Source organism: Buttiauxella massiliensis (assembly GCF_902500225.1).
Taxonomy (GTDB): domain Bacteria; phylum Pseudomonadota; class Gammaproteobacteria; order Enterobacterales; family Enterobacteriaceae; genus Buttiauxella; species Buttiauxella massiliensis.
Window position 1 is genome coordinate 45,966 of the sequence record NZ_LR722660.1, and the last position, 20,240, is coordinate 66,205.

General features: G+C 50.8%; 22 protein-coding genes. 11 read left to right on the top strand and 11 right to left on the bottom strand.

All coding sequences use genetic code 11. The annotated features are described in order from the left end of the window. Positions 1-7 precede the first annotated feature (7 nt). From glpK to fpr, 3 genes are all read left to right on the top strand, one after another. Entirely contained in the window at positions 8-1,522 is a 1,515-nt protein-coding gene (gene glpK, locus GC128_RS17505) for a glycerol kinase GlpK (RefSeq protein WP_151995368.1), read from the top strand. A 94-nt stretch (positions 1,523-1,616) separates the two neighbouring features. Beyond that, a complete protein-coding gene (gene glpX / locus GC128_RS17510; RefSeq protein WP_151995369.1) occupies positions 1,617-2,627 on the top strand; it encodes a class II fructose-bisphosphatase in 1,011 nt (336 codons plus the stop codon). A gap of 101 nt (positions 2,628-2,728) precedes the next feature. Then, positions 2,729-3,475, top strand: coding sequence for a ferredoxin--NADP(+) reductase (gene fpr, locus GC128_RS17515; RefSeq protein WP_151995370.1), 747 nt, complete (start codon positions 2,729-2,731; stop codon positions 3,473-3,475). A gap of 2 nt (positions 3,476-3,477) precedes the next feature. On the opposite strand, the gene GC128_RS17520 is transcribed toward fpr, so the two are convergent. Next, positions 3,478-3,897 carry a DUF805 domain-containing protein gene (locus tag GC128_RS17520; RefSeq protein WP_034461428.1) on the bottom strand — a complete coding sequence of 140 codons (420 nt, stop codon included), beginning with the start codon at positions 3,895-3,897 and terminating at the stop codon, positions 3,478-3,480. Positions 3,898-4,044: 147 nt separating this feature from the next. Here GC128_RS17520 and GC128_RS17525 point away from each other — a divergent pair, with 147 nt between their 5' ends. Together GC128_RS17525 and tpiA are read left to right on the top strand one after the other, a co-directional pair. After that, positions 4,045-4,611: a DUF1454 family protein gene (locus tag GC128_RS17525; RefSeq protein ID WP_151995423.1), complete on the top strand. Its 567-nt coding sequence runs from the start codon at positions 4,045-4,047 to the stop codon at positions 4,609-4,611. A 109-nt stretch (positions 4,612-4,720) separates the two neighbouring features. Next, entirely contained in the window at positions 4,721-5,488 is a 768-nt protein-coding gene (gene tpiA / locus GC128_RS17530) for a triose-phosphate isomerase (protein ID WP_151995371.1), read from the top strand. Positions 5,489-5,532: 44 nt separating this feature from the next. On the opposite strand, the gene GC128_RS17535 is transcribed toward tpiA, so the two are convergent. From GC128_RS17535 to cpxP, 5 genes are all read right to left on the bottom strand, one after another. Further along, positions 5,533-6,294: a CDP-diacylglycerol diphosphatase gene (locus tag GC128_RS17535; protein ID WP_193216277.1), complete on the bottom strand. Its 762-nt coding sequence runs from the start codon at positions 6,292-6,294 to the stop codon at positions 5,533-5,535. Between the two features lie 93 nt (positions 6,295-6,387). Then, positions 6,388-7,377, bottom strand: coding sequence for a sulfate/thiosulfate ABC transporter substrate-binding protein Sbp (gene sbp / locus GC128_RS17540; protein ID WP_151995372.1), 990 nt, complete (start codon positions 7,375-7,377; stop codon positions 6,388-6,390). A gap of 152 nt (positions 7,378-7,529) precedes the next feature. Next, complete coding sequence (gene pfkA / locus GC128_RS17545; RefSeq protein ID WP_064515054.1) at positions 7,530-8,492, bottom strand: 6-phosphofructokinase; 963 nt, start codon at positions 8,490-8,492, stop codon at positions 7,530-7,532. A 183-nt stretch (positions 8,493-8,675) separates the two neighbouring features. Next, complete coding sequence (fieF, locus tag GC128_RS17550) at positions 8,676-9,578, bottom strand: CDF family cation-efflux transporter FieF (RefSeq protein ID WP_151995373.1); 903 nt, start codon at positions 9,576-9,578, stop codon at positions 8,676-8,678. Positions 9,579-9,702: 124 nt separating this feature from the next. After that, positions 9,703-10,215, bottom strand: coding sequence for a cell-envelope stress modulator CpxP (gene cpxP / locus GC128_RS17555; RefSeq protein WP_151995374.1), 513 nt, complete (start codon positions 10,213-10,215; stop codon positions 9,703-9,705). 150 nt (positions 10,216-10,365) lie between these two features. On the opposite strand from cpxP, the gene cpxR reads away from it, so the two are divergent. The 3 genes from cpxR (at position 10,366) to trmL (ending at position 12,994) form a co-directional block, all read left to right on the top strand. Further along, complete coding sequence (gene cpxR / locus GC128_RS17560) at positions 10,366-11,064, top strand: envelope stress response regulator transcription factor CpxR (RefSeq protein WP_034461436.1); 699 nt, start codon at positions 10,366-10,368, stop codon at positions 11,062-11,064. Further along, positions 11,061-12,431 (top strand): envelope stress sensor histidine kinase CpxA, encoded by a 1,371-nt coding sequence (cpxA, locus tag GC128_RS17565; protein ID WP_151995375.1) that lies wholly within the window; start codon positions 11,061-11,063, stop codon positions 12,429-12,431. Before cpxR ends, cpxA begins: the two co-directional genes overlap by 4 nt. A gap of 89 nt (positions 12,432-12,520) precedes the next feature. Next, positions 12,521-12,994 carry a tRNA (uridine(34)/cytosine(34)/5-carboxymethylaminomethyluridine(34)-2'-O)-methyltransferase TrmL gene (gene trmL, locus GC128_RS17570; RefSeq protein ID WP_064515046.1) on the top strand — a complete coding sequence of 158 codons (474 nt, stop codon included), beginning with the start codon at positions 12,521-12,523 and terminating at the stop codon, positions 12,992-12,994. On the opposite strand, the gene cysE is transcribed toward trmL, so the two are convergent. The 5 genes from cysE to GC128_RS17595 form a co-directional block, all read right to left on the bottom strand. Continuing rightward, positions 12,991-13,812 (bottom strand): serine O-acetyltransferase, encoded by an 822-nt coding sequence (gene cysE, locus GC128_RS17575; RefSeq protein ID WP_151995376.1) that lies wholly within the window; start codon positions 13,810-13,812, stop codon positions 12,991-12,993. The genes trmL and cysE overlap by 4 nt on opposite strands. A gap of 95 nt (positions 13,813-13,907) precedes the next feature. Continuing rightward, positions 13,908-14,927: an NAD(P)H-dependent glycerol-3-phosphate dehydrogenase gene (gene gpsA / locus GC128_RS17580; RefSeq protein WP_151995377.1), complete on the bottom strand. Its 1,020-nt coding sequence runs from the start codon at positions 14,925-14,927 to the stop codon at positions 13,908-13,910. After that, complete coding sequence (gene secB / locus GC128_RS17585) at positions 14,927-15,400, bottom strand: protein-export chaperone SecB (RefSeq protein WP_034461441.1); 474 nt, start codon at positions 15,398-15,400, stop codon at positions 14,927-14,929. Before secB ends, gpsA begins: the two co-directional genes overlap by 1 nt. Before the next feature lie 61 nt (positions 15,401-15,461). Then, entirely contained in the window at positions 15,462-15,713 is a 252-nt protein-coding gene (gene grxC / locus GC128_RS17590; RefSeq protein WP_064515041.1) for a glutaredoxin 3, read from the bottom strand. 24 nt (positions 15,714-15,737) lie between these two features. Further along, positions 15,738-16,169, bottom strand: a complete 432-nt coding sequence (locus GC128_RS17595; protein WP_151995378.1) for a rhodanese-like domain-containing protein — start codon at positions 16,167-16,169, stop codon at positions 15,738-15,740. Positions 16,170-16,414: 245 nt separating this feature from the next. Between GC128_RS17595 and gpmM the strand changes: the two genes are divergently transcribed. From gpmM to GC128_RS17610, 3 genes are read left to right on the top strand one after another with little or no spacing between them, the layout of a single operon-like run. Further along, positions 16,415-17,962 carry a 2,3-bisphosphoglycerate-independent phosphoglycerate mutase gene (gpmM, locus tag GC128_RS17600; RefSeq protein ID WP_151995379.1) on the top strand — a complete coding sequence of 516 codons (1,548 nt, stop codon included), beginning with the start codon at positions 16,415-16,417 and terminating at the stop codon, positions 17,960-17,962. A 9-nt stretch (positions 17,963-17,971) separates the two neighbouring features. Further along, on the top strand, positions 17,972-19,255 hold the full coding sequence (envC, locus tag GC128_RS17605; protein WP_151995380.1) for a murein hydrolase activator EnvC: 1,284 nt from the start codon (positions 17,972-17,974) through the stop codon (positions 19,253-19,255). Positions 19,256-19,258: 3 nt separating this feature from the next. Continuing rightward, positions 19,259-20,230, top strand: coding sequence for a divergent polysaccharide deacetylase family protein (locus GC128_RS17610; RefSeq protein WP_370639867.1), 972 nt, complete (start codon positions 19,259-19,261; stop codon positions 20,228-20,230). Positions 20,231-20,240: the final 10 nt, after the last annotated feature.

Consider the following 20,240-nt stretch of genomic DNA (forward strand, 5'->3'; position numbering starts at 1 on the left):
CAAGATTATGACTCACGAAAAAAAATATATCGTCGCACTTGACCAGGGTACAACCAGTTCCCGCGCCGTCATCCTGGATCACGATGCCAACGTAGTCAGCGTTTCACAGCGCGAATTTCAGCAAATTTACCCAAAAGCAGGATGGGTAGAGCACGACCCAATGGAGATTTGGGCAACACAAAGTTCCACGCTTGTCGAAGTGCTGGCTAAAGCCGATATTAATTCAGACCAAATTGCCGCGATTGGTATCACCAACCAGCGTGAAACTGCGATTGTCTGGGAAAAAGAGACCGGCAAACCAATTTATAACGCCATCGTCTGGCAGTGCCGTCGTACCGCAGAGATCTGCGAACAACTCAAACGCGACGGCCTGGAAGAGTACATCAAATCAGCAACCGGCCTGGTCGTTGACCCGTATTTCTCTGGTACCAAAGTGAAGTGGATTCTTGACCACGTTGAAGGCTCACGTGAGCGGGCTCGCCGTGGCGAATTGCTGTTTGGTACGGTCGATACCTGGCTTATCTGGAAAATGACTCAAGGGCGCGTGCACGTTACTGACTACACCAACGCCTCCCGTACCATGTTGTTTAACATCCACGATCTCACCTGGGATGACCGCATGCTCGAAGCGCTGGATATCCCACGTGCGATGCTGCCAGAAGTGCGTAAATCCTCCGAAGTTTACGGCCAGACTAACATCGGTGGTAAAGGCGGTACGCGTATTCCTATCGCTGGGATCGCCGGTGACCAGCAGGCGGCACTCTTCGGCCAGCTGTGTGTAAAAGAAGGGATGGCGAAAAACACCTACGGCACCGGCTGCTTTATGTTGATGAACACCGGTACTCAGGCGGTTAAATCTACTCATGGCTTGCTGACGACTATTGCTTGCGGCCCACGCGGTGAAGTTAACTATGCGCTGGAAGGTGCGGTATTCATGGGCGGCGCGTCTATCCAGTGGCTACGCGATGAGATGAAACTGATTAGCGACGCGACTGATTCCGAGTACTTTGCAACGAAAGTGAAAGACACCAACGGAGTATATGTCGTCCCTGCGTTTACCGGTCTGGGCGCTCCTTACTGGGACCCGTATGCCCGTGGCGCAATCTTCGGTCTGACTCGTGGCGTCAATGCAAACCATATTATCCGCGCAACACTTGAATCCATCGCTTACCAAACGCGTGATGTGCTGGAAGCGATGCAGGCTGACGCTGATATTCGCCTGCACGCTCTGCGCGTAGACGGCGGAGCTGTCGCAAATAACTTCCTGATGCAATTCCAGGCGGATATTTTAGGCACCCGCGTTGAGCGCCCGGAAGTGCGTGAGGTCACAGCGTTAGGTGCTGCTTATCTTGCAGGCCTGGCCGTTGGTTTCTGGCAGAATCTGGATGAAGTAAGCGAGAAAGCAGTTATCGAGAAAGAGTTCCGTCCGGGTATCGAAACAACCGAACGTAACGTCCGTTACGCTGGCTGGAAAAAAGCCGTTAAGCGTGCGCTTGCGTGGGAAGACCACGACGAAAGTTAATTGCCTCACCCTTCCCCTCTCCATGCCGAGAGGGGATCCCCCCTCCCGCCTGTGCTAAACTCGGTCGCAATTCTGCTTCTTAAATGAGTGTGTGATGAGACGAGAACTTGCGATTGAATTTTCCCGCGTAACCGAAGCTGCAGCACTGGCTGGTTATAAATGGTTGGGCCGTGGCGATAAAAATACGGCGGATGGCGCAGCCGTTCACGCCATGCGTATCATGCTTAATCAGGTCAATATTGACGGCCAGATTGTGATTGGTGAAGGGGAAATCGACGAAGCACCGATGCTCTACATTGGCGAAAAAGTCGGGACCGGACAGGGCGACGCTGTAGATATCGCCGTTGACCCGATTGAAGGCACGCGCATGACGGCAATGGGCCAGGCCAACGCGCTGGCCGTTTTAGCAGTTGGCGATAAAGGCAGTTTCCTGAACGCACCTGACATGTACATGGAAAAACTGATTGTTGGCCCTGGTGCTAAAGGCATTATCGACCTCAATCTGCCGTTGGCTGAAAACCTCTATAACATTGCTGTTGCACTCAACAAACCGCTGAGTGAACTCACTGTGACCATTCTCGCCAAACCGCGCCACGACGCCACCATTGCTGAACTGCAAAAACTTGGCGTGCGTGTTTTCGCCATCCCTGATGGTGATGTTGCGGCATCCATTCTGACCTGCATGCCAGATAGCGAAGTCGATGTGATGTACGGTATCGGCGGCGCACCTGAGGGCGTGATTTCCGCAGCAGTTATTCGCGCGTTGGATGGCGACATGCAAGGCCGCCTGTTGGCCCGCCACCACGTCAAAGGCGATAGCGAAGAAAACCGTGTGATGGGCCAGAAAGAGCTTGAGCGCTGCAAAGCGATGGGCATTGAAGCGGGTGTGGTATTGAAACTCGACGATATGGCGCGTAACGACAACGTGATTTTCTCCGCGACCGGTATCACCAAAGGTGATTTGCTGGACGGCATTACCCGTAAAGGGAATATGGCGACCACTGAAACGCTGCTGATTCGTGGTAAATCGCGCACTATTCGCCGTATCAAATCTATTCACTATCTCGACCGCAAAGATCCAGACGTACAAACGCATATTCTTTAAGACTGCCGTTTGTCTGAATGAGCTTTCCAGCTTTAACCGGCTGGAAATCTCACAGTTTTCTGGTGAAGATAGGGCAATAGACACATAGGGGAGGAAAGATCATGGCGGAATGGGTCAAAGGTAAAGTCATCCAGATTGAAAACTGGACGGACGCTCTATTTAGTCTCACTGTGCATGCGCCTGTCGCCCCTTTCACCGCAGGGCAATTCACCAAGCTTGGAATGGAAATTGATGGCGAACGCGTGCAGCGCGCCTATTCCTACGTGAACGCGCCGAGCGACCCTAATCTTGAGTTTTACCTGGTTACCGTTCCTGAAGGCAAACTCAGCCCACGTTTACACGCATTGCAACCCGGCGACGAGATTTCGCTGGTCAGCGAAGCGGCAGGGTTCTTTGTCCTGGATGAAGTCCCGGATTGTCAGACTTTATGGATGTTGGCGACAGGTACCGCATTAGGCCCCTATCTTTCGATTTTGCAGGAAGGCAAAGACCTGGATCGTTTCGAGAATATCGTTTTGCTGCATGCCGTGCGTTATGCGCAGGATTTGAGTTATTTGCCATTGATGCAAAAACTTCAGCAGCAATACGAAGGGAAATTACGGATTCAGACCGTGGTGAGCCGGGAATCAATTCCGGGTTCATTGACCGGACGCGTGCCTGCGCTTATCGAGAGCGGTGAACTGGAAGCGGCTGTAGGTCTGCCGATGAATACCGAAACCAGCCATGTGATGTTGTGCGGCAACCCGCAGATGGTACGTGATACGCAGCAGCTGCTTAAAGATACCCGGCAGATGACCAAACATTTGCGCCGCCGACCGGGCCATATGACAGCTGAACACTACTGGTAGTGTTAGCGGTACTTCACTTCGCTTGTATCTTTACCAAAGCGATTCTCGCCCTGGGTGCCAACAAATGCACCCAGGTCCATAATGACCATCACCAGAATCAAGGTTGGGATAAAACGCCCAAGTCCCCACTGCGCTAATGTGCCGAATGTTTCCCAATTTCCGGCAAGCAACAGCCATGCCGGAATAAACAGTAGCGCCCACCAGCCTTTCTTATTGCGATCGTGCAGACGTTTCACAATCACAGCAGCAGTCGGGATCAAAGAACCCGATAAGAAGAAACCGGCGGTGGAATAAGGCATAATTTCAGCACCCGCGAGGGTGAAGAGAATGATCAGCGCGACTAACCAAACGCCAATCCAAATCCAGAAGTCACGGCGTCCAATACGTCCGTTAAAAGAGAACAGCCATTGCTGTATGGTCATGGTAAGGTCCATTTTATTGTTTAGCGCCGTAGTGTACCCTGGCTATGCCGGGTTTTGACAAGCCAACGGAATGCCGATTTAATCGGGAAGCAGAATTCACAGGAGAATTTGTCAATGAGACATCTGTTTGCAGCTCTGGCTATACTGATGCTACCCGCTGCGGTGGTTTGGGCCGACCCGCCTTCAGATTCCGCCTCACCACTGCAAGCCGCTCCATATTTACTGGCGGGTGCACCAACATTTGATATGAACATTACGCAGTTTCGGGAAAAATTCACCGCAGAAAACCCGTCTTTGCCGATCAATGAATTCCGCGCTATCGACTCCAGCGCCGATGAAGTAAACCTGATGCGTGCTGCCAGCAAAATAAACGAAAATCTTTACGCATCTACTGCACTTGAGCGCGGTACGTTGAAAATAAAGTCGATGCAGATAACGTGGTTGCCGATTCAGGGCCCGGAGCAAAAAGCGGCGCGAGCGAAAGCTTCTGAATACATGTCAGCGCTGATTCGCACTTTTACCCCGTCGCTTTCAAAACCGCAAAGCGTGGCAAAACTCACCAAATTACTCAGCGATGGAAAGAACAAACGTTATTACGCGCAAACTGATGGCGCTATTCGCTATGTTGTTGCGGATAACGGTGAAAAGGGGCTTACCTTCGCAGTTGAACCGATTAAGCTGACGCTATCTGAAACGCTTAACAACGGCGAATAAATGACAAAAAGCAAAGCCTTTCCCTTGTTGAGTCTCTATACTGTTTCACAGACCATGCTGCCTGAACGGCAGCGATTCTTTTATTAGTTTGACCTTGTGGAGAATTAAGATGCGACATCCTTTGGTGATGGGTAACTGGAAACTGAACGGCAGCAAGCACATGGTACACGAGCTGATTGCTGGCTTACGCAAAGAACTGGCTGGCGTTGCTGGCTGTGGCGTTGCTATCGCTCCTCCAACAATGTACCTGGATCTGGCTAAACACGCCGCTTCTGGCAGCCACATCATTCTTGGTGCTCAGAACGTTGACCTGAACCTGTCTGGCGCATTCACTGGCGAAGTTTCCGCAGAAATGCTGAAAGATGTTGGTGCTAAATACATCATCATCGGTCACTCAGAGCGTCGTACATACCACGCAGAGTCTGACGAATTGATCGCTAAAAAATTCGCTATTTTGAAAGAAGTTGGCCTGATCCCAGTACTGTGCATCGGTGAAACTGAAGCAGAAAACGAAGCTGGCAAAACTGAAGAAGTTTGCGCACGTCAAATTGACGCAGTTCTGAAAACTCAAGGTGCTGCGGCATTCGAAGGCGTTGTAATCGCTTACGAACCAGTATGGGCAATCGGTACTGGCAAATCTGCAACTCCAGCGCAGGCTCAGGCAGTTCACAAATTCATTCGTGACCACATTGCTAAAGCTGATGCGAAAGTTGCTGAACAAGTGATCATCCAGTACGGCGGTTCCGTAAACGACAAAAATGCTGCAGAGCTGTTTGCTCAGCCGGACATCGATGGTGCCTTGGTTGGCGGCGCATCTCTGAAAGCTGACGCTTTCGCCGTTATCGTTAAAGCTGCGGCTGAAGCGAAACAAGCGTAAGTATTCTCGCTTAGAAATATTAAGGCTCTGCTCCGGCAGGGCCTTTATTTTTTCAACAATCCGCAATCGTGATCTTGTAGCTGTTCGGCAGAAGCCAGATTCAGACGCAGTAAATTCCGCTCCGTCGCCAACGTTATCCATTCCCCATTTGGCAATTTCGCCATCGCCAGACTGTAACGGCCCATATGCTCACGAGCTTGTGAAAGCTGAGATGCCAACATAATAAACGGGCTACGTTGTGAAAATTCAGCGGCGCTGACTTTTCTGGCGATGTACTGATTTCCGACTAGTGATTCCGGGAATGCCTGCCATTGGTTGCTCAGCGTATTTGCATACTGATTCAACTGCCCACGCACATCTGCCCGCAGACAAGAAATATGAATATGAAGCTGGTTTTGAGTGCGGCCTGACGTGGAGTTTATCGTCAGCGAAACCACATCATCAGGTACATGCGACCCACGGCGAACACTCATCATTTCGCGCTGCTGCCACGCCAGCCAGAAGAAATTGGGGGTTTGCGCCTGCAATAGCTCAGGGCTTTCCATCCCTTTCATTTTCGCTGTGGGCATCAGCAGGTATTGAAGCGGGCCATGAATATCTTTCAGGAGCACGAATCCCGATGGCAAATTCACTTTGGCGCACGGTTCGGGGTTTTGATTTTTTTGCTGATTGGGTACGCATTGCTGGCTGACGATACGCCAGAGCGCATCCGGGTGATGCAGGTATTGCCGCAGACTAAACCAGGCGATAGCGGCAACAATCAACAGGAATATAGTGACAACTACCGTGCGTCGACACCGCAGCATTGAAACCTCAGGGGACTGGAGAGAGTTGCTCAGCGTAACGCAAACGGCGGGAACTCAAAAGCAAGACGGCCCCAAACGGGGCCGTCTTTAAACTTAACGCTGACTAATCTGATCGAAGGTTCCGCCATTCGAGAAGTGTTCTTTCTGCGCTTTTGTCCAGCCGCCAAACTCTTCATCAATGGTGTACAACTTCAGTTTAGGGAAGGCGTTTTCATATTTCTTTGCAACATCCGCATTACGTGGGCGGTAGTAATTCTTCGCTGCAATTTCCTGGCCTTCCGGCGAGTAGAGGTATTTCAGGTAAGCCGCTGCCACTTCCTGAGTGCCTTTTTTATCCACGACTTTATCGACTACTGATACGGTCGGTTCAGCCAGAATAGACTCACTCGGAGTGATAATTTCAAACTTATCTTTCCCCAGCTCTTTGGTTGCCAGCAGTGCTTCGTTTTCCCAGGCAATCAACACATCACCAATATTACGCTCAACGAAGGTATTGGTTGAACCACGCGCGCCAGAATCCAGCACTTCAACGTTCTTATACAGTGCCTTAACGAAATCCTGAGCTTTGGCCTGGTCGTTGTTGTTGTGATGCAGGGCATATCCCCATGCAGCAAGATAGTTCCAACGTGCACCACCGGAGCTTTTCGGGTTCGGGGTAATAACTGAAACGCCCGGTTTAATCAGATCGTTCCAGTCATGAATTTGTTTCGGGTTACCTTTGCGCACCAGGAAAACGATGGTTGAAGTGTAAGGCGCGGAGTTATCCGGCAGGCGCTTGATCCAGTTTTTATCGATACGGCCACGCTCAGCAATTGCATCAACATCATATGCCAGCGCCAAGGTTACGACATCAGCTTCAATACCATTGATTACCGATGTGGCTTGTTTACCGGAACCACCATGAGACTGGCGGATAACGACGTTATCGCCGGTTTGTTGTTTCCAGTGTGCACTGAATGCCTTGTTGTACTCGTCATAAAGTTCGCGAGTGGGATCGTATGAAACGTTAAGTAACTGAATATCTTTTGCCAGTACGCTGGTTGACGCCAACAGCAATGTAAGTCCAACTCCCCACTTATTCATCGTTCGCTCTCTTTAATCAGATTTGATGAAAGCAGCGTGCCAGATTTTTAACCATTCATTAAAGAATAAAAAAAGATTGGCTATAACTATTGAGCATATAACAAACGATAAAAAGCCGGGTTTCCCCGGCTTCAATTTTCACTGATAGTGAATTAGTAGAGTTTCTTTGCGCAATCCAGCCAGTCACCTTTGAACGGACGCTTCATACTTTCGATAGCGTCGATGATGTCGTGGTGAACCAGTTTCTCATTCTGAATGCCTACGCAACGGCCGCCGTGGCCTTGCAGCAGCAGTTCGATGGAGTAAGCGCCCATGCGGGAAGCCAGAATACGGTCGTAAGCAACCGGTGAACCGCCGCGCTGAATGTGGCCCAGAACGGTGGCGCGAGTTTCGCGTTTGGTTTCTGTCTCGATATATTGAGCCAGCTCGTCGATATCGCAGATGTGCTCGGTAATCGCCACGATTGCGTGCTTTTTACCTTTAGCGATACCCGCTTTGATTTCTTCAACCAGGTCTTCGCGATTGAACTCAACTTCTGGCAGGACAACAAACTCACAGCCACCCGCAATTGACGCAGCTAAGGTCAGATCGCCACAGTAACGGCCCATCACTTCCACGATAGAAATACGCTGGTGGGAGGAAGAAGTGTCACGCAGACGGTCGATGGCTTCTACGACTGTTTCCAGTGCGGTGAAGAAACCGATGGTGTAATCAGTGCCTTTGATGTCGTTATCAATGGTGCCTGGCAGGCCGATGCATGGGAAGCCCATTTCGGTCAGACGCATAGCACCCATATAGGAACCATCGCCGCCGATAACAACCAGCGCATCAATCCCGCGTTTTTTCAGATTCTCGATAGCCACTTCACGGATTTTTTCATCACGAAACTCCGGGAAACGAGCGGAACCCAGGAATGTACCGCCGCGGTTAATCATATCGGACACGCTATAACGGTCCAGATTCACCATGCGATCTTCGTACAAGCCGAGATAGCCATCATAAACACCTACGACTTCCAGACCTTCCGACAATGCTGCGCGCACCACACCACGAATCGCGGCGTTCATACCCGGCGCATCACCGCCACTCGTCAACACACCAATTTTTTTGATCATGACTACCTCTGAACTTTTGAATGCAAATTAATCCTGTTGCCGGAAACGGCCTGCGGCATGCCGAGGCGTCGACTCTGCTACAAATAGTATAACAACCGCTTCTTGCTGAATTGATTCAGGTCAGGCCATATGCCGGTATCTTAACCACAAAACGTCGGTTCAGCCTGACCTTACAACGAAAAATTAAAGCTCAAAATGCCCTTGTTGCTGCGTCGGAACAACCGAGCAGGGGTCTTGGTGAATAATCACATCTGACCCAGGGAAGCGACGCAATATCGCTTGCTCCACTTGTTCGGCGATAACATGCGCCTGAACCAGTGGTAGATTGTCTTCCATTTCAATATGGACTTGAATAAAGCGGGTCGGCCCTGACTGCCGCGTACGTAAGTCATGCGCCCCTTTGACCCCTGGCCATGCATTGATGATATCAATAATTGCCTGACGTTCATCATCCGGTAATGCACGGTCCAAAAGAGATTGTACGGCTTCATGCCCCATTCGAATCGCGTTATATAAAATATAGACGCCAATACCTAAAGCAAAGATCGAATCCGCACGGTGCCAGCCATACCAGGACAGCGCCAATGCAACGAGAATTGCTCCGTTCATCATAACATCAGACTGATAATGAAGCATATCTGCCCGAACGGCCTGACTTTGCGTCTTTCTCACGACCCAGCGCTGGAAGGTCACAAGTATTAACGTGCTGAATAATGCAATGACCGTGACTACGACACCAACTAAAGGTTGTTTCATCTGTGACGGTTCAGCTAAATGTTGGATCCCCGTCAAAAACAGGAATAGTGCAGAACCTGAAATAAACATACTTTGCGCGAGTGCTGCCAGCGATTCCGCTTTGCCATGGCCAAAGGTATGCTCTTCATCCGCCGGTTGCAGTGAGTAACGTACGACAAGAAGGTTAGTCAGCGACGCAGCAATGTCCACCAGCGAATCCACCAATGCCGCCAGAATACTGACCGAACCGGTATACCACCAGGCGAAAATCTTGATCAAAAGTAACAATGATGCCATTACCGTTGCCGCGATTGCTGCACGGCTGACCAGTTTCCCATATTGTTGATTCATAGGGGCTCCAGCAAATGATTGCTGGCTAGTATAGCGGATTCATCTGAACCTTCAGGCAAAAAAAACCCGCCTGTTAAGGCGGGGAAGACAGGGATGGTGTCTATGGCAAGGAAAACAGGGTTTGTTACTGGTTACTATGCTTACTGCTACTACTCAGTGCCTGCATCGAAGACATCTGTTGCAGGTCCGCCAGTTCACGGAATTGATCCATGCGCTGTTGGTGTTTGTTATTTAAAACGGCCTGTTGCTCAGGACTTAACAAGCGGTACATTTGATTGCGTACTTTCGCCATTTCAACCTGGCGAGTCACTTGTTCTTGTGCCATTTTTTCAGCCTGGACACGCACTGCCGTTTCATCAAAATTGTCTGCGGTGACCAGATTATGCATGGTCTCCATTTCGCTTACATTCACGGGTGGGCTATCATGCCGTGCCCGTTGCATAAGATCGCGCATTTGTTGGCGCTGTTGTTCGGTAAGGTTTATCCCATCGAACATATGGCTCTGGAGGTGATTACGCTTTACTAAACCTTCACCGCCCTGGTACCAGTTATCGCTGGCCGGTAACTCTTTGGCTTGGCTCGCCAGGGTTATCAGAGTCAATGTAGAGGCCATGACGGCAGCGGTAACATTGCGCATCACTTGCTCCTGAAATCATCTGTGCTGCGATTCAACGAGATTCAGTCTACGATTCCCGCTGCAAACTAGCGTCAGGGGGTGTAAAACAACGTAAAGTCATAGATTAGCGCGCCTTGATGACGTAATTTCTGCCTCGGAGGTAATTTAACAATGAATAAAATTCTGCTAGTTGATGATGACCGAGAGCTTACTTCCCTGTTAAAGGAACTGCTCGACATGGAAGGTTTTAACGTAATTGTTGCCCACGACGGCGAACAAGCGTTGGAACTTCTTGATGACACCATTGACCTTTTATTGCTCGACGTGATGATGCCAAAGAAAAATGGCATTGATACATTGAAAGAGTTGCGCCAGTCACACCAGACCCCAGTCATTATGCTAACAGCGCGAGGAAGTGAGTTGGATCGCGTTCTCGGCCTCGAGCTGGGTGCCGATGACTATCTGCCGAAACCATTCAACGATCGTGAGCTGGTGGCTCGTATACGCGCTATTTTACGTCGTTCACACTGGAGTGAGCAGCAACAAAACAGTGACAGTGGCTCACCGACTGTCGAAGTTGACGGTTTAAGCCTTAACCCAGGCCGCCAGGAAGCCAGCTTTGATGGACAAGCGCTGGATTTGACCGGTACCGAATTCACCCTGCTCTATTTGCTGGCGCAGCATCTGGGCCAGGTAGTTTCACGCGAACATTTAAGCCAGGAAGTTCTGGGTAAACGCCTGACACCTTTCGACCGCGCAATCGACATGCATATTTCCAATTTGCGTCGTAAATTGCCGGACCGCAAAGACGGTCATCCGTGGTTTAAAACATTACGTGGCCGCGGCTACCTGATGGTGTCTGCTTCATGATAAGTAGCCTTACCGCGCGTATTTTTGCCATCTTCTGGTTGACGTTGGCGTTAGTGCTGATGCTAGTGCTGATGCTGCCTAAACTGGATTCGCGTCAAATGACCGAATTGATGGAGAATGAGCAACGTCAAGGCATCATGATTGAACAGCATGTCGAAGCGGAACTTGAAAACGATCCCCCAAATGACTTGATGTGGTGGCGTCGCTTGTTCCGGGCCATTGATAAATGGGCACCGCCGGGTCAGCGTTTGTTACTCGTGACCAGCGAAGGGCGAGTTATTGGCGCCCAGCGCAATGAAATGCAGATCATTCGTAACTTTATCGGCCAGTCTGATAACGCCGATCATCCGCAAAAGAAAAAATACGGTCGTGTAGAATTGGTGGGGCCATTCGCTGTGCGTGATGGTGAGGATAACTACCAGCTCTACCTGATTCGCCCTGCAAGTAATTCCCAGTCTGATTTTATTAACCTGCTGTTTGATAGACCTTTACTGTTACTCATTGTCACGATGTTGGTCAGTTCGCCGCTGCTGTTATGGCTGGCGTGGAGCCTGGCAAAACCGGCACGTAAGTTGAAAAACGCGGCGGATGAAGTGGCTCAGGGGAATTTGCGTCAGCATCCTGAACTTGAATCCGGGCCGCAAGAGTTTCTCGCCGCCGGAGCCAGTTTTAACCAGATGATTACCGCGCTGGAAAGGATGATGACAAGCCAACAAAGGTTGTTGTCTGATATTTCCCATGAACTGCGTACCCCGCTAACCCGTTTGCAGTTAGGCACAGCTTTGTTGCGCCGCAAAACGGGTGAAAGCAAGGAGCTGGAGCGCATCGAAACGGAAGCTCAGCGTCTTGATGGCATGATCAACGACTTGTTAGTGATGTCCCGCAACCAGCAGAAAAACGCGCTGGCGAGCGAGACGATGAAAGCCAATCAAATTTGGTCCGAAGTGCTGGATAACGCCGCCTTTGAAGCCGAACAGATGGGCAAATCGCTGGAAGTGACTTATCCGCCAGGCCCGTGGTTGATGTACGGTAACCCTAACGCACTGGAAAGCGCGTTGGAGAACATCGTCCGCAACGCATTACGTTACTCGCATACCAAAATCGCCGTTAACTTCTCCGTTGATAATAAAGGGATTACTGTCACGGTGGATGATGATGGCCCAGGCGTCAGCCCGGAAGATCGTGAGCAAATTTTCCGTCCGTTCTATCGCACAGACGAAGCGCGCGATCGCGAATCTGGTGGAACTGGGTTGGGGCTTGCGATTGTAGAAACTGCCGTTCAGCAACATCGTGGTTGGGTGAAAGCCGATGACAGCCCGTTGGGCGGATTGCGGTTAGTGCTTTGGCTGCCGCTGTATCATCGTTAATTTTTAGCCATAAAGAACAGGTTCTTCGGGGCCTGTTTTCCTTCCTCCCATAAATTGATATTCTGCGCGCCAGGTCTTATGGGGGCAGTATGCTAAATATCGTTTTGTTTGAACCAGAAATCCCACCCAATACCGGGAATATTATTCGTCTATGCGCCAATACCGGCTTCCGGTTGCATATCATCGAGCCGACAGGCTTTGGCTGGGACGATAAGCGTCTACGCCGCGCAGGGCTAGATTATCATGAGTTTGCAGCCGTTAATCGCCATCACAACTATGACGCATTTTTAGCGGCGGAAAACCCACAACGAATTTTTGCATTAACCACAAAGGGTACGCCTGCGCACAGCGCAGTAAGCTATCAGGATGGGGATTATTTGGTGTTTGGCCCGGAAACGCGCGGCCTGCCAGCAACGATTCTTGATGCTTTGCCTGCTGAGCAAAAAATCCGTATTCCGATGATGCCGGATAGCCGCAGCATGAATTTGTCGAACGCAGTATCGGTGGTGGTGTATGAAGCGTGGCGCCAGCTTGGGTATCCCGGCGCCGTTCTGAGAAGTTAGATTCCGTCGCCGTACTCGAAGCCGTTGTTGGCTCCGTTGAAGTGCTGATCCATATCGATGGCAGGCATATCGCTTTCAGGCTTGCCAACAATTCGCGCAGGAACGCCAGCCGCCGTGGTATGAGGCGGCACTGGTTGTAACACCACAGAACCCGCACCAATTTTCGCCCCGCGCCCAATTTCAATGTTGCCGAGGATTTTTGCCCCGGCACCAATCATCACGCCTTCACGAATTTTCGGGTGTCGATCACCGCTGGTTTTGCCGGTACCGCCCAGCGTTACCGACTGCAAAATAGACACGTCGTTTTCGACGATGGCCGTTTCACCGATCACAATGCCGGTGGCGTGATCGAGCATGATCCCACAGCCAATTTTCGCCGCTGGGTGAATATCTACCTGAAATGAAACCGAAACCTGATTTTGCAGGAATATCGCCAAAGCCCTGCGCCCCTCCTTCCACAGCCAATGGCCGATACGGTAGGACTGCAAAGCATGAAAACCTTTCAGGTATAACAGCGGGGTAGAATATTTATCGACTGCCGGGTCACGGGTGCGCACGGCCTGAATATCACAGGCAGCGGAGGCAATCATTTGTGGCTCTGCCGCATAGGCTTCTTCGACAACTTCACGAATCGCAATGGCTGGCATAATTGGTGAGGCAAGTTTATTGGCGAGCATATAGCTCAGCGCACTGCCCAGGTTTTCGTGCTTGAGGAGAGTTGCGTGGTAAAAACTGGCCAACATCGGTTCACAATCGGCAAGCGCTCGCGCTTCGGCTTTAATGTTGCTCCACACCAGATCCAGTTCTTCAGACGACATTGCTCTCTCCAGACAGAAAAACAGCGCCCGGCACAAAGTACCGGAACGCTTCAGTTATTGCGGTTGTGTTGTTCCATCAAGTCGTAGCTATTTTTTTAGCCTGAGTTCCGTTCATCCTTGCGCGTTCGACCCAGCAACGTCAATGCTGCCTCGCGAGCGTTTTTTCCGCAATACAATACCTGATAAATTTCCTCGGTTATTGGCATTTCAACGCCAAAACGCGCCGCCAACTCCCGAACTTCTTTGGTATTACGGTAACCTTCAACCACCTGACCGATTTGCTGCTGTGCCGAATCCACATCCGCACCCTGCCCCAGCGCCATGCCAAAGCGACGGTTACGTGACTGGTTATCGGTACACGTCAATACCAGGTCGCCCAAGCCAGCCATTCCCATGAACGTTTCAGGGTCAGCGCCTAAAGCACTACCAAGACGTGTCATTTCCGCAAGACCGCGAGTGATTAGCGCCGTACGAGCATTCGCGCCGAAGCCAATACCGTCAGACATGCCCGCGCCAATCGCAATCACGTTCTTCACCGCACCGCCCAACTGCACGCCGATGAAATCCGGGTTGCTGTAAACACGGAAGCTTTTGCCGCAGTGCAGCAATTGCTGGAGATCCTGAGCGAAGGTTTCGTCGGTTGCTGCCAGCGCAATTGCCGTTGGTAAACCCGCTGCCAGCTCTTTGGCAAACGTAGGGCCGGAAATCACCGCCAGAGGAATATCATCCCCTAACGCTTCACGCGCCACGTCTTGCAACAGACGACCGGTTTCCGCTTCCAGACCTTTAGTCGCCCAGACGATACGAGCATCAGCACGCATCAGCGGTTTAATTTGACGCAGCACTTCGCCAAATACATGGCTCGGTACGACTACCAGAATATTACGGCTGGCCGCCAAAGCTTTCGCTAAGTCGCTTTCAAGGTGAAGAGTGTCAGGGAAAGGTACGTCAGGAAGAAACGCGGCATTACAGCGATCGGCCTGCAATACAGCAAGGTGTTTAGGGTCATGGCCCCACAGTACAACGTGGTGACCATTACGCGCCAGTGTGATGGCAAGAGCGGTGCCGTACGAGCCGGCACCGATCACAGTCATTGAAGCATTAAGGCTGTTCATCAGGCATCCTGATGGTTTTCAGCACCTTCGCCTTCGCCAGATTGCTGCTGCAGGTAGCTCATGAACAGCGCATCGAAGTTAACCGGTGCAAGGTTCAGCTGCGGGAAGGTGCCACGAGAAACCAGGCTAGTGATTGCTTCACGTGCATAAGGGAACAGAATGTTCGGGCAGTACGCACCCAGGCAATGGGCCATCTGCGGACCTTCGATCCCACCGATGGAGAAGATACCAGCCTGCTGAACTTCACACAGGAACGCAGTGTCTTCACCCAATGTTGCGGTCACGGTTACACGCAACACAACTTCATAAACGTCGTCTGCCAGTTGGCTTGAAGCAGTATCGAGATCCAGCTTCACTTCAGGCTGCCAGTCTTTCTGGAATACGTGTGGTGCATTTGGTGCTTCGAAAGAGATGTCCTTGGTGTAGACACGCTGAATCTGGAAAGCCATTTCTGTGTTGTTTTGTTCTGACATTGTTAAACCCTTAAAAAATTAATACGTCCTTTAAACGGCAGTAAGCGACAAAGGAACTGCACTAGCGCAGCAGGGGATCGAGTCCACCACGAGCGTCGAGTGCATACAAGTCATCGCAACCACCAATGTGCTGTGCATCAATAAAAATCTGCGGCACTGTGGTGCGCCCACTGCGTTTAATCATCTCTTCACGCTTAACAGCATCGCCATCAATCGCTAATTCCTGAAACTTGACCCCTTTGCTTTGCAGCAGGTCTTTTGCACGATGGCAAAATGGACAGGTTGCTTTAGTGTAGATTTCAATATTCGCCATGGTTTTACCTCAGTGTGCGTAGCATTATTTACCGCGAACTAATGGCAGGTTTTCCCCGCTCCAGCCAGCAATACCTTCTTTCAGCAAAGTCACCTTTTCAAAACCAGCTTTCGTCAATAACGCCGCTGATTCCTGAGAGGAAATACCATTACCACAAACGACGATCACAGGCTGCGCTTTATGTTTTTCCAGCTCACCGAAGTTGCCACTTTTAATATCAGTGGTCAGTACATTCAATGAGTTAGCGATATGACCTTTACGGTAATCATCACGCGAACGCACGTCGACAACAATGGCATCTTCTTTGTTGATAAGGCGTGTTGCTTCACCACGGGTGATGACCTTAACTTTAGAGGTTAAACCTTTAAAGGTCATGAAAAGTACGGCGGCCAGTAAGCCAACCCACGCCAGACTAAGTATGGGATGGCGACTCACGAATTGCATAATTTCTTGCATGGGGGGGTGTAACTCCCGACTAAGTAATATGAAAAAACCAGGTGAGGAGTATACATTTGCGTTGTGCCAAATACAGCCAGTCTGCGCCAGGTAATGTAGATTCTGCGGACTGTTACGAAAAAAATTACCGCAACGACGTAAAACCGATCACAATCCAGCCTCTTTCTTTGATCTTCTGCGGCTATTTACCCCGCAGCCTGTAGTAAAATTACGCAAATTTTGTCTTTGACTTAGAGGTTGTCGCAATGTCAGTTACTAAAAAACCTATGGTTCTGGTGATTCTGGATGGTTATGGTCACCGCGAAGAGCAGCAGGATAACGCTATTCTGAATGCTAAAACCCCGGTTATGGATAGCCTGTGGGCCCAGCGCCCACACACTTTGATCAACGCATCTGGCCTGGAAGTCGGTCTGCCAGAAGGCCAAATGGGTAACTCCGAAGTTGGCCACGTAAACCTCGGCGCAGGCCGCATTGTTTACCAGGATCTGACTCGTCTGGATGTTGAAATTAAAGAACGTACTTTCTTTGCCAACCCAACGCTGACTGCGGCTGTAGACAAAGCCGTTGCCGCTGGCAAAGCGGTTCACATCATGGGCCTGGCATCAGCCGGTGGCGTTCACAGCCACGAAGAACATATTCTGGCGATGATTGAACTGGCAGCAGAACGAGGTGCTGAAGCAATCTACCTGCACGCATTCCTGGATGGTCGCGATACCCCGCCACGCAGCGCTGAATCCTCTCTGAAGAAGTTTGCCGACAAGTTTGCCGCACTGGGCAAAGGTCGCGTTGCGTCCCTGATTGGCCGTTACTACGCTATGGACCGCGACAACCGTTGGGATCGCGTTGAACTGGCTTACGACCTGCTGACTCTGGCTCAAGGCGAATACCAGGCAGAAACCGCTGTTGCGGGTCTGGAAGCAGCTTACGCTCGCGATGAGAACGACGAATTCGTTAAACCGACTGTGATTCGTGCAGAAGGTGAAGCAGATGCAGCCATGAACGACGGCGATGCTCTGATCTTCATGAACTTCCGTGCGGACCGTGCTCGTCAAATCACCCGTACTTTCGTTAATGCTGACTTCGACGGTTTTGCCCGTAAGAAAGTGGTTAACTTCGGCGATTTCGTGATGCTTACCGAATATGCAGCAGACATCAAAGCCGCTTGCGCTTATCCACCAGCTTCACTGACCAATACCTTTGGCGAGTGGATGGCGAAGCACGATAAAACTCAGTTGCGCATCTCCGAAACTGAAAAATATGCTCACGTTACCTTCTTCTATAACGGTGGCGTTGAAGAACCATTTGCTGGCGAAGACCGCATTCTGATTAACTCTCCGAAAGTTGCGACTTATGACATGCAACCGGAAATGAGCTCCGCAGAATTGACCGAAAAACTGCTGGCAGCGATCGGCAGCGGCAAGTACGACACCATCATTTGTAACTATCCAAATGGCGATATGGTGGGTCATACCGGTGTTTACGAAGCGGCTATCGCAGCAATCGAAGCGCTGGATAACTGTATTGCTCAGGTTGTTTCTGCAGTTGAAAACGTGGGTGGGCAATTGCTGATCACCGCTGACCACGGTAACGCAGAACAGATGGCTGACCCGGCAACTGGCCAGGCGCACACCGCGCATACCAGCCTGCCTGTTCCATTGATTTATGTGGGCGATCGTAGTGTGAAAGCGGTAGAAGGCGGCAAGCTTTCTGATATCGCACCAACTATGTTGAGCCTGATGGGTATGGAAATCCCGCAAGAGATGACTGGCAAGCCGCTGTTCATCGTGGAATAATCCCTCCCCATGAGGGGAAAGGCGATTTTTTCAATAACATGGGCCGTGAAAACGAAACTGTTTTCAGTCAGGCCTGTGATGTACGCCAGCGTGTTAAGCGCTGGCGTATTGTTATGCCCCTCGATCAGCCATGCCGACGATCGCGCCGAGTTAAAATCTATCCAGCAGGATATTGCTACTCAAGAACGTGCGGTACGCCAGCAACAGCAACAACGCTCTACATTACTCGCTCAACTCCAGGCACAAGAAAAAGCTATCGCCGAAGCCAGCCGCAAGCTGCGCGATACGCAAAACACGCTTGCCGAACTCAACCGCCAAATCGACACCATGAATGCTTCACTCGCGAAACTGCAAAAGCAGCAGGCCTCGCAGGAACGCAATCTGGCCGCACAACTCGACGCTTCTTTCCGTCAGGGTCAACACACCGGCATTCAGCTAATTTTAAGCGGTGAAGAAAGTCAGCGCGGGCAACGCTTGCAGGCCTATTTTGGTTACCTGAACGCAGCGCGTCAGGAAACTATCGAGAACCTAAAGCAAACCAAAGCGGAAGTTGACGAGCAAAAAGCGAGTCTGGAGTCTAAGCAAACCGAACAACAGACATTGCTCTACGAACAGCAAGCCCAGCAAACCAGGCTGGAAAGTGCCCGTAACGAGCGCAAAAAGACGCTATCCACTCTCGAATCTTCTTTGCAGCAAGATCAGCAAAAGCTGAGCGAAATGCGCCAGAACCAATCCCGCTTGCAGGGGCAAATTGCCCGTGCAGAAGCCGCCGCTAAGGCTCGAGCAGAAAAAGAAGCTCGCGAAGCTGAACAGGTTCGCGATCGCCAAAAAGAAGCGAGCAGCAAAGGCAGTACTTACAAACCGACCGAAAGTGAACGCTCGCTGATTTCACGTACAGGTGGTTTGGGTGCCGCTCGTGGGCAAGCTTTCTGGCCGGTCCGCGGTTCAATCCTTCATCGTTATGGCGAACAGCTCCAGGGTGAACTACGTTGGAAAGGGATTGTTATCGCCGCTGGTGAAGGCACTGAAGTTAAAGCCATTGCCGATGGACGCGTAATTCTTGCCGACTGGTTGCAGGGCTATGGCCTGGTTGTCGTGGTAGAACACGGCAAAGGCGATATGAGTTTGTACGGTTACAACCAAAGCGCGTTGGTTAATGTTGGAACACAAGTTCGCGCCGGCCAGGCTATTGCTCTGGTGGGTAACAGTGGTGGTCAGGGCCGCCCGTCACTTTATTTCGAAATTCGCCGCCAGGGCCAGGCAGTCAATCCACAACCGTGGTTGGGAAGATAAGTTTTGCTTCAATTCCGTCGTGTGTTTTTCTCTCTCGTCAGCACACTTATGCTGACAACCCCTGTTTACGCCGGAAAGCTGGCAATCGTTATAGATGACTTCGGTTATCGCCCCGCACAAGAAAACCAGGTTATAGCACTCCCCTCTAATATTTCCGTGGCTGTTTTACCCAACGCCCCTCACGCCCGCGAAATGGCAACCAAAGCGCACAATGCCGGGCATGAAGTGCTAATCCATTTACCGATGGCTCCGCTCAGCAAACAGCCGCTGGAAAAAGATACTTTGCGCCCGGATATGAGCAGCGGCGAAATCGAACGCATTATTCGCGAAGCGGTTAATGATGTTCCTTATGCTGTGGGACTCAATAACCATATGGGCAGCGCGATGACATCCAGCCTGTTTGGCATGCAAAAAGTGATGCAGGCGCTGGGGCAATATAATCTCTATTTCCTCGACAGCATGACGATTGGCAATAGCCAGTCAATGCGGGCGGCAGCGGGAACTAACGTCAAGGTTATCAAACGCAAAGTGTTCCTCGACGATACGCAAAACGAAGCCGATATCCGTTTCCAGTTTAATCGTGCAGTAGAGTTAGCGCGCCGAAATGGCTCTGCGATAGCCATCGGCCACCCGCATCCAACAACCGTGCGCGTATTGCAACAGATGGTGTACAACCTGCCTTCAGATATTACGTTGGTCCGCCCGAGCAGCTTGTTGAACGAACCGCAGGTTGATACCTCGAAACCAAACAATACTCGCCCTGTAGTGCCCGGCAAACCGACAGAGCAACCGCGTAATCCATTTAAAGGCATTAGTTTGTGCAAACCGAAACAACCTTTGCAACCTGTCTATGCCACTACGTTCTTTACTGTGTTGAGTGAAAGCATCAGCCAGAGCCAATTAATGCAATATATGCAGCATCAGTGGCAGGGCTGGGGAAAAAGCACATCCACAGTTGGAAATGTCGCGGGATAGTTATCACGGT

Excerpts from the sequence above, each read along its gene's own strand:
- glpK (WP_151995368.1), top strand. The coding sequence starts at position 8 with ATGACTCACGAAAAAAAATATATCGTCGCACTTGACCAGGGTACAACC.
- glpX (WP_151995369.1), top strand. The coding sequence starts at position 1,617 with ATGAGACGAGAACTTGCGATTGAATTTTCCCGCGTAACCGAAGCTGCA.
- fpr (WP_151995370.1), top strand. The coding sequence starts at position 2,729 with ATGGCGGAATGGGTCAAAGGTAAAGTCATCCAGATTGAAAACTGGACG.
- GC128_RS17520 (WP_034461428.1), bottom strand. The coding sequence starts at position 3,897 with ATGACCATACAGCAATGGCTGTTCTCTTTTAACGGACGTATTGGACGC.
- GC128_RS17525 (WP_151995423.1), top strand. The coding sequence starts at position 4,045 with ATGCTACCCGCTGCGGTGGTTTGGGCCGACCCGCCTTCAGATTCCGCC.
- tpiA (WP_151995371.1), top strand. The coding sequence starts at position 4,721 with ATGCGACATCCTTTGGTGATGGGTAACTGGAAACTGAACGGCAGCAAG.
- GC128_RS17535 (WP_193216277.1), bottom strand. The coding sequence starts at position 6,294 with ATGCTGCGGTGTCGACGCACGGTAGTTGTCACTATATTCCTGTTGATT.
- sbp (WP_151995372.1), bottom strand. The coding sequence starts at position 7,377 with ATGAATAAGTGGGGAGTTGGACTTACATTGCTGTTGGCGTCAACCAGC.
- pfkA (WP_064515054.1), bottom strand. The coding sequence starts at position 8,492 with ATGATCAAAAAAATTGGTGTGTTGACGAGTGGCGGTGATGCGCCGGGT.
- fieF (WP_151995373.1), bottom strand. The coding sequence starts at position 9,578 with ATGAATCAACAATATGGGAAACTGGTCAGCCGTGCAGCAATCGCGGCA.
- cpxP (WP_151995374.1), bottom strand. The coding sequence starts at position 10,215 with ATGCGCAATGTTACCGCTGCCGTCATGGCCTCTACATTGACTCTGATA.
- cpxR (WP_034461436.1), top strand. The coding sequence starts at position 10,366 with ATGAATAAAATTCTGCTAGTTGATGATGACCGAGAGCTTACTTCCCTG.
- cpxA (WP_151995375.1), top strand. The coding sequence starts at position 11,061 with ATGATAAGTAGCCTTACCGCGCGTATTTTTGCCATCTTCTGGTTGACG.
- trmL (WP_064515046.1), top strand. The coding sequence starts at position 12,521 with ATGCTAAATATCGTTTTGTTTGAACCAGAAATCCCACCCAATACCGGG.
- cysE (WP_151995376.1), bottom strand. The coding sequence starts at position 13,812 with ATGTCGTCTGAAGAACTGGATCTGGTGTGGAGCAACATTAAAGCCGAA.
- gpsA (WP_151995377.1), bottom strand. The coding sequence starts at position 14,927 with ATGAACAGCCTTAATGCTTCAATGACTGTGATCGGTGCCGGCTCGTAC.
- secB (WP_034461441.1), bottom strand. The coding sequence starts at position 15,400 with ATGTCAGAACAAAACAACACAGAAATGGCTTTCCAGATTCAGCGTGTC.
- grxC (WP_064515041.1), bottom strand. The coding sequence starts at position 15,713 with ATGGCGAATATTGAAATCTACACTAAAGCAACCTGTCCATTTTGCCAT.
- GC128_RS17595 (WP_151995378.1), bottom strand. The coding sequence starts at position 16,169 with ATGCAAGAAATTATGCAATTCGTGAGTCGCCATCCCATACTTAGTCTG.
- gpmM (WP_151995379.1), top strand. The coding sequence starts at position 16,415 with ATGTCAGTTACTAAAAAACCTATGGTTCTGGTGATTCTGGATGGTTAT.
- envC (WP_151995380.1), top strand. The coding sequence starts at position 17,972 with ATGAGGGGAAAGGCGATTTTTTCAATAACATGGGCCGTGAAAACGAAA.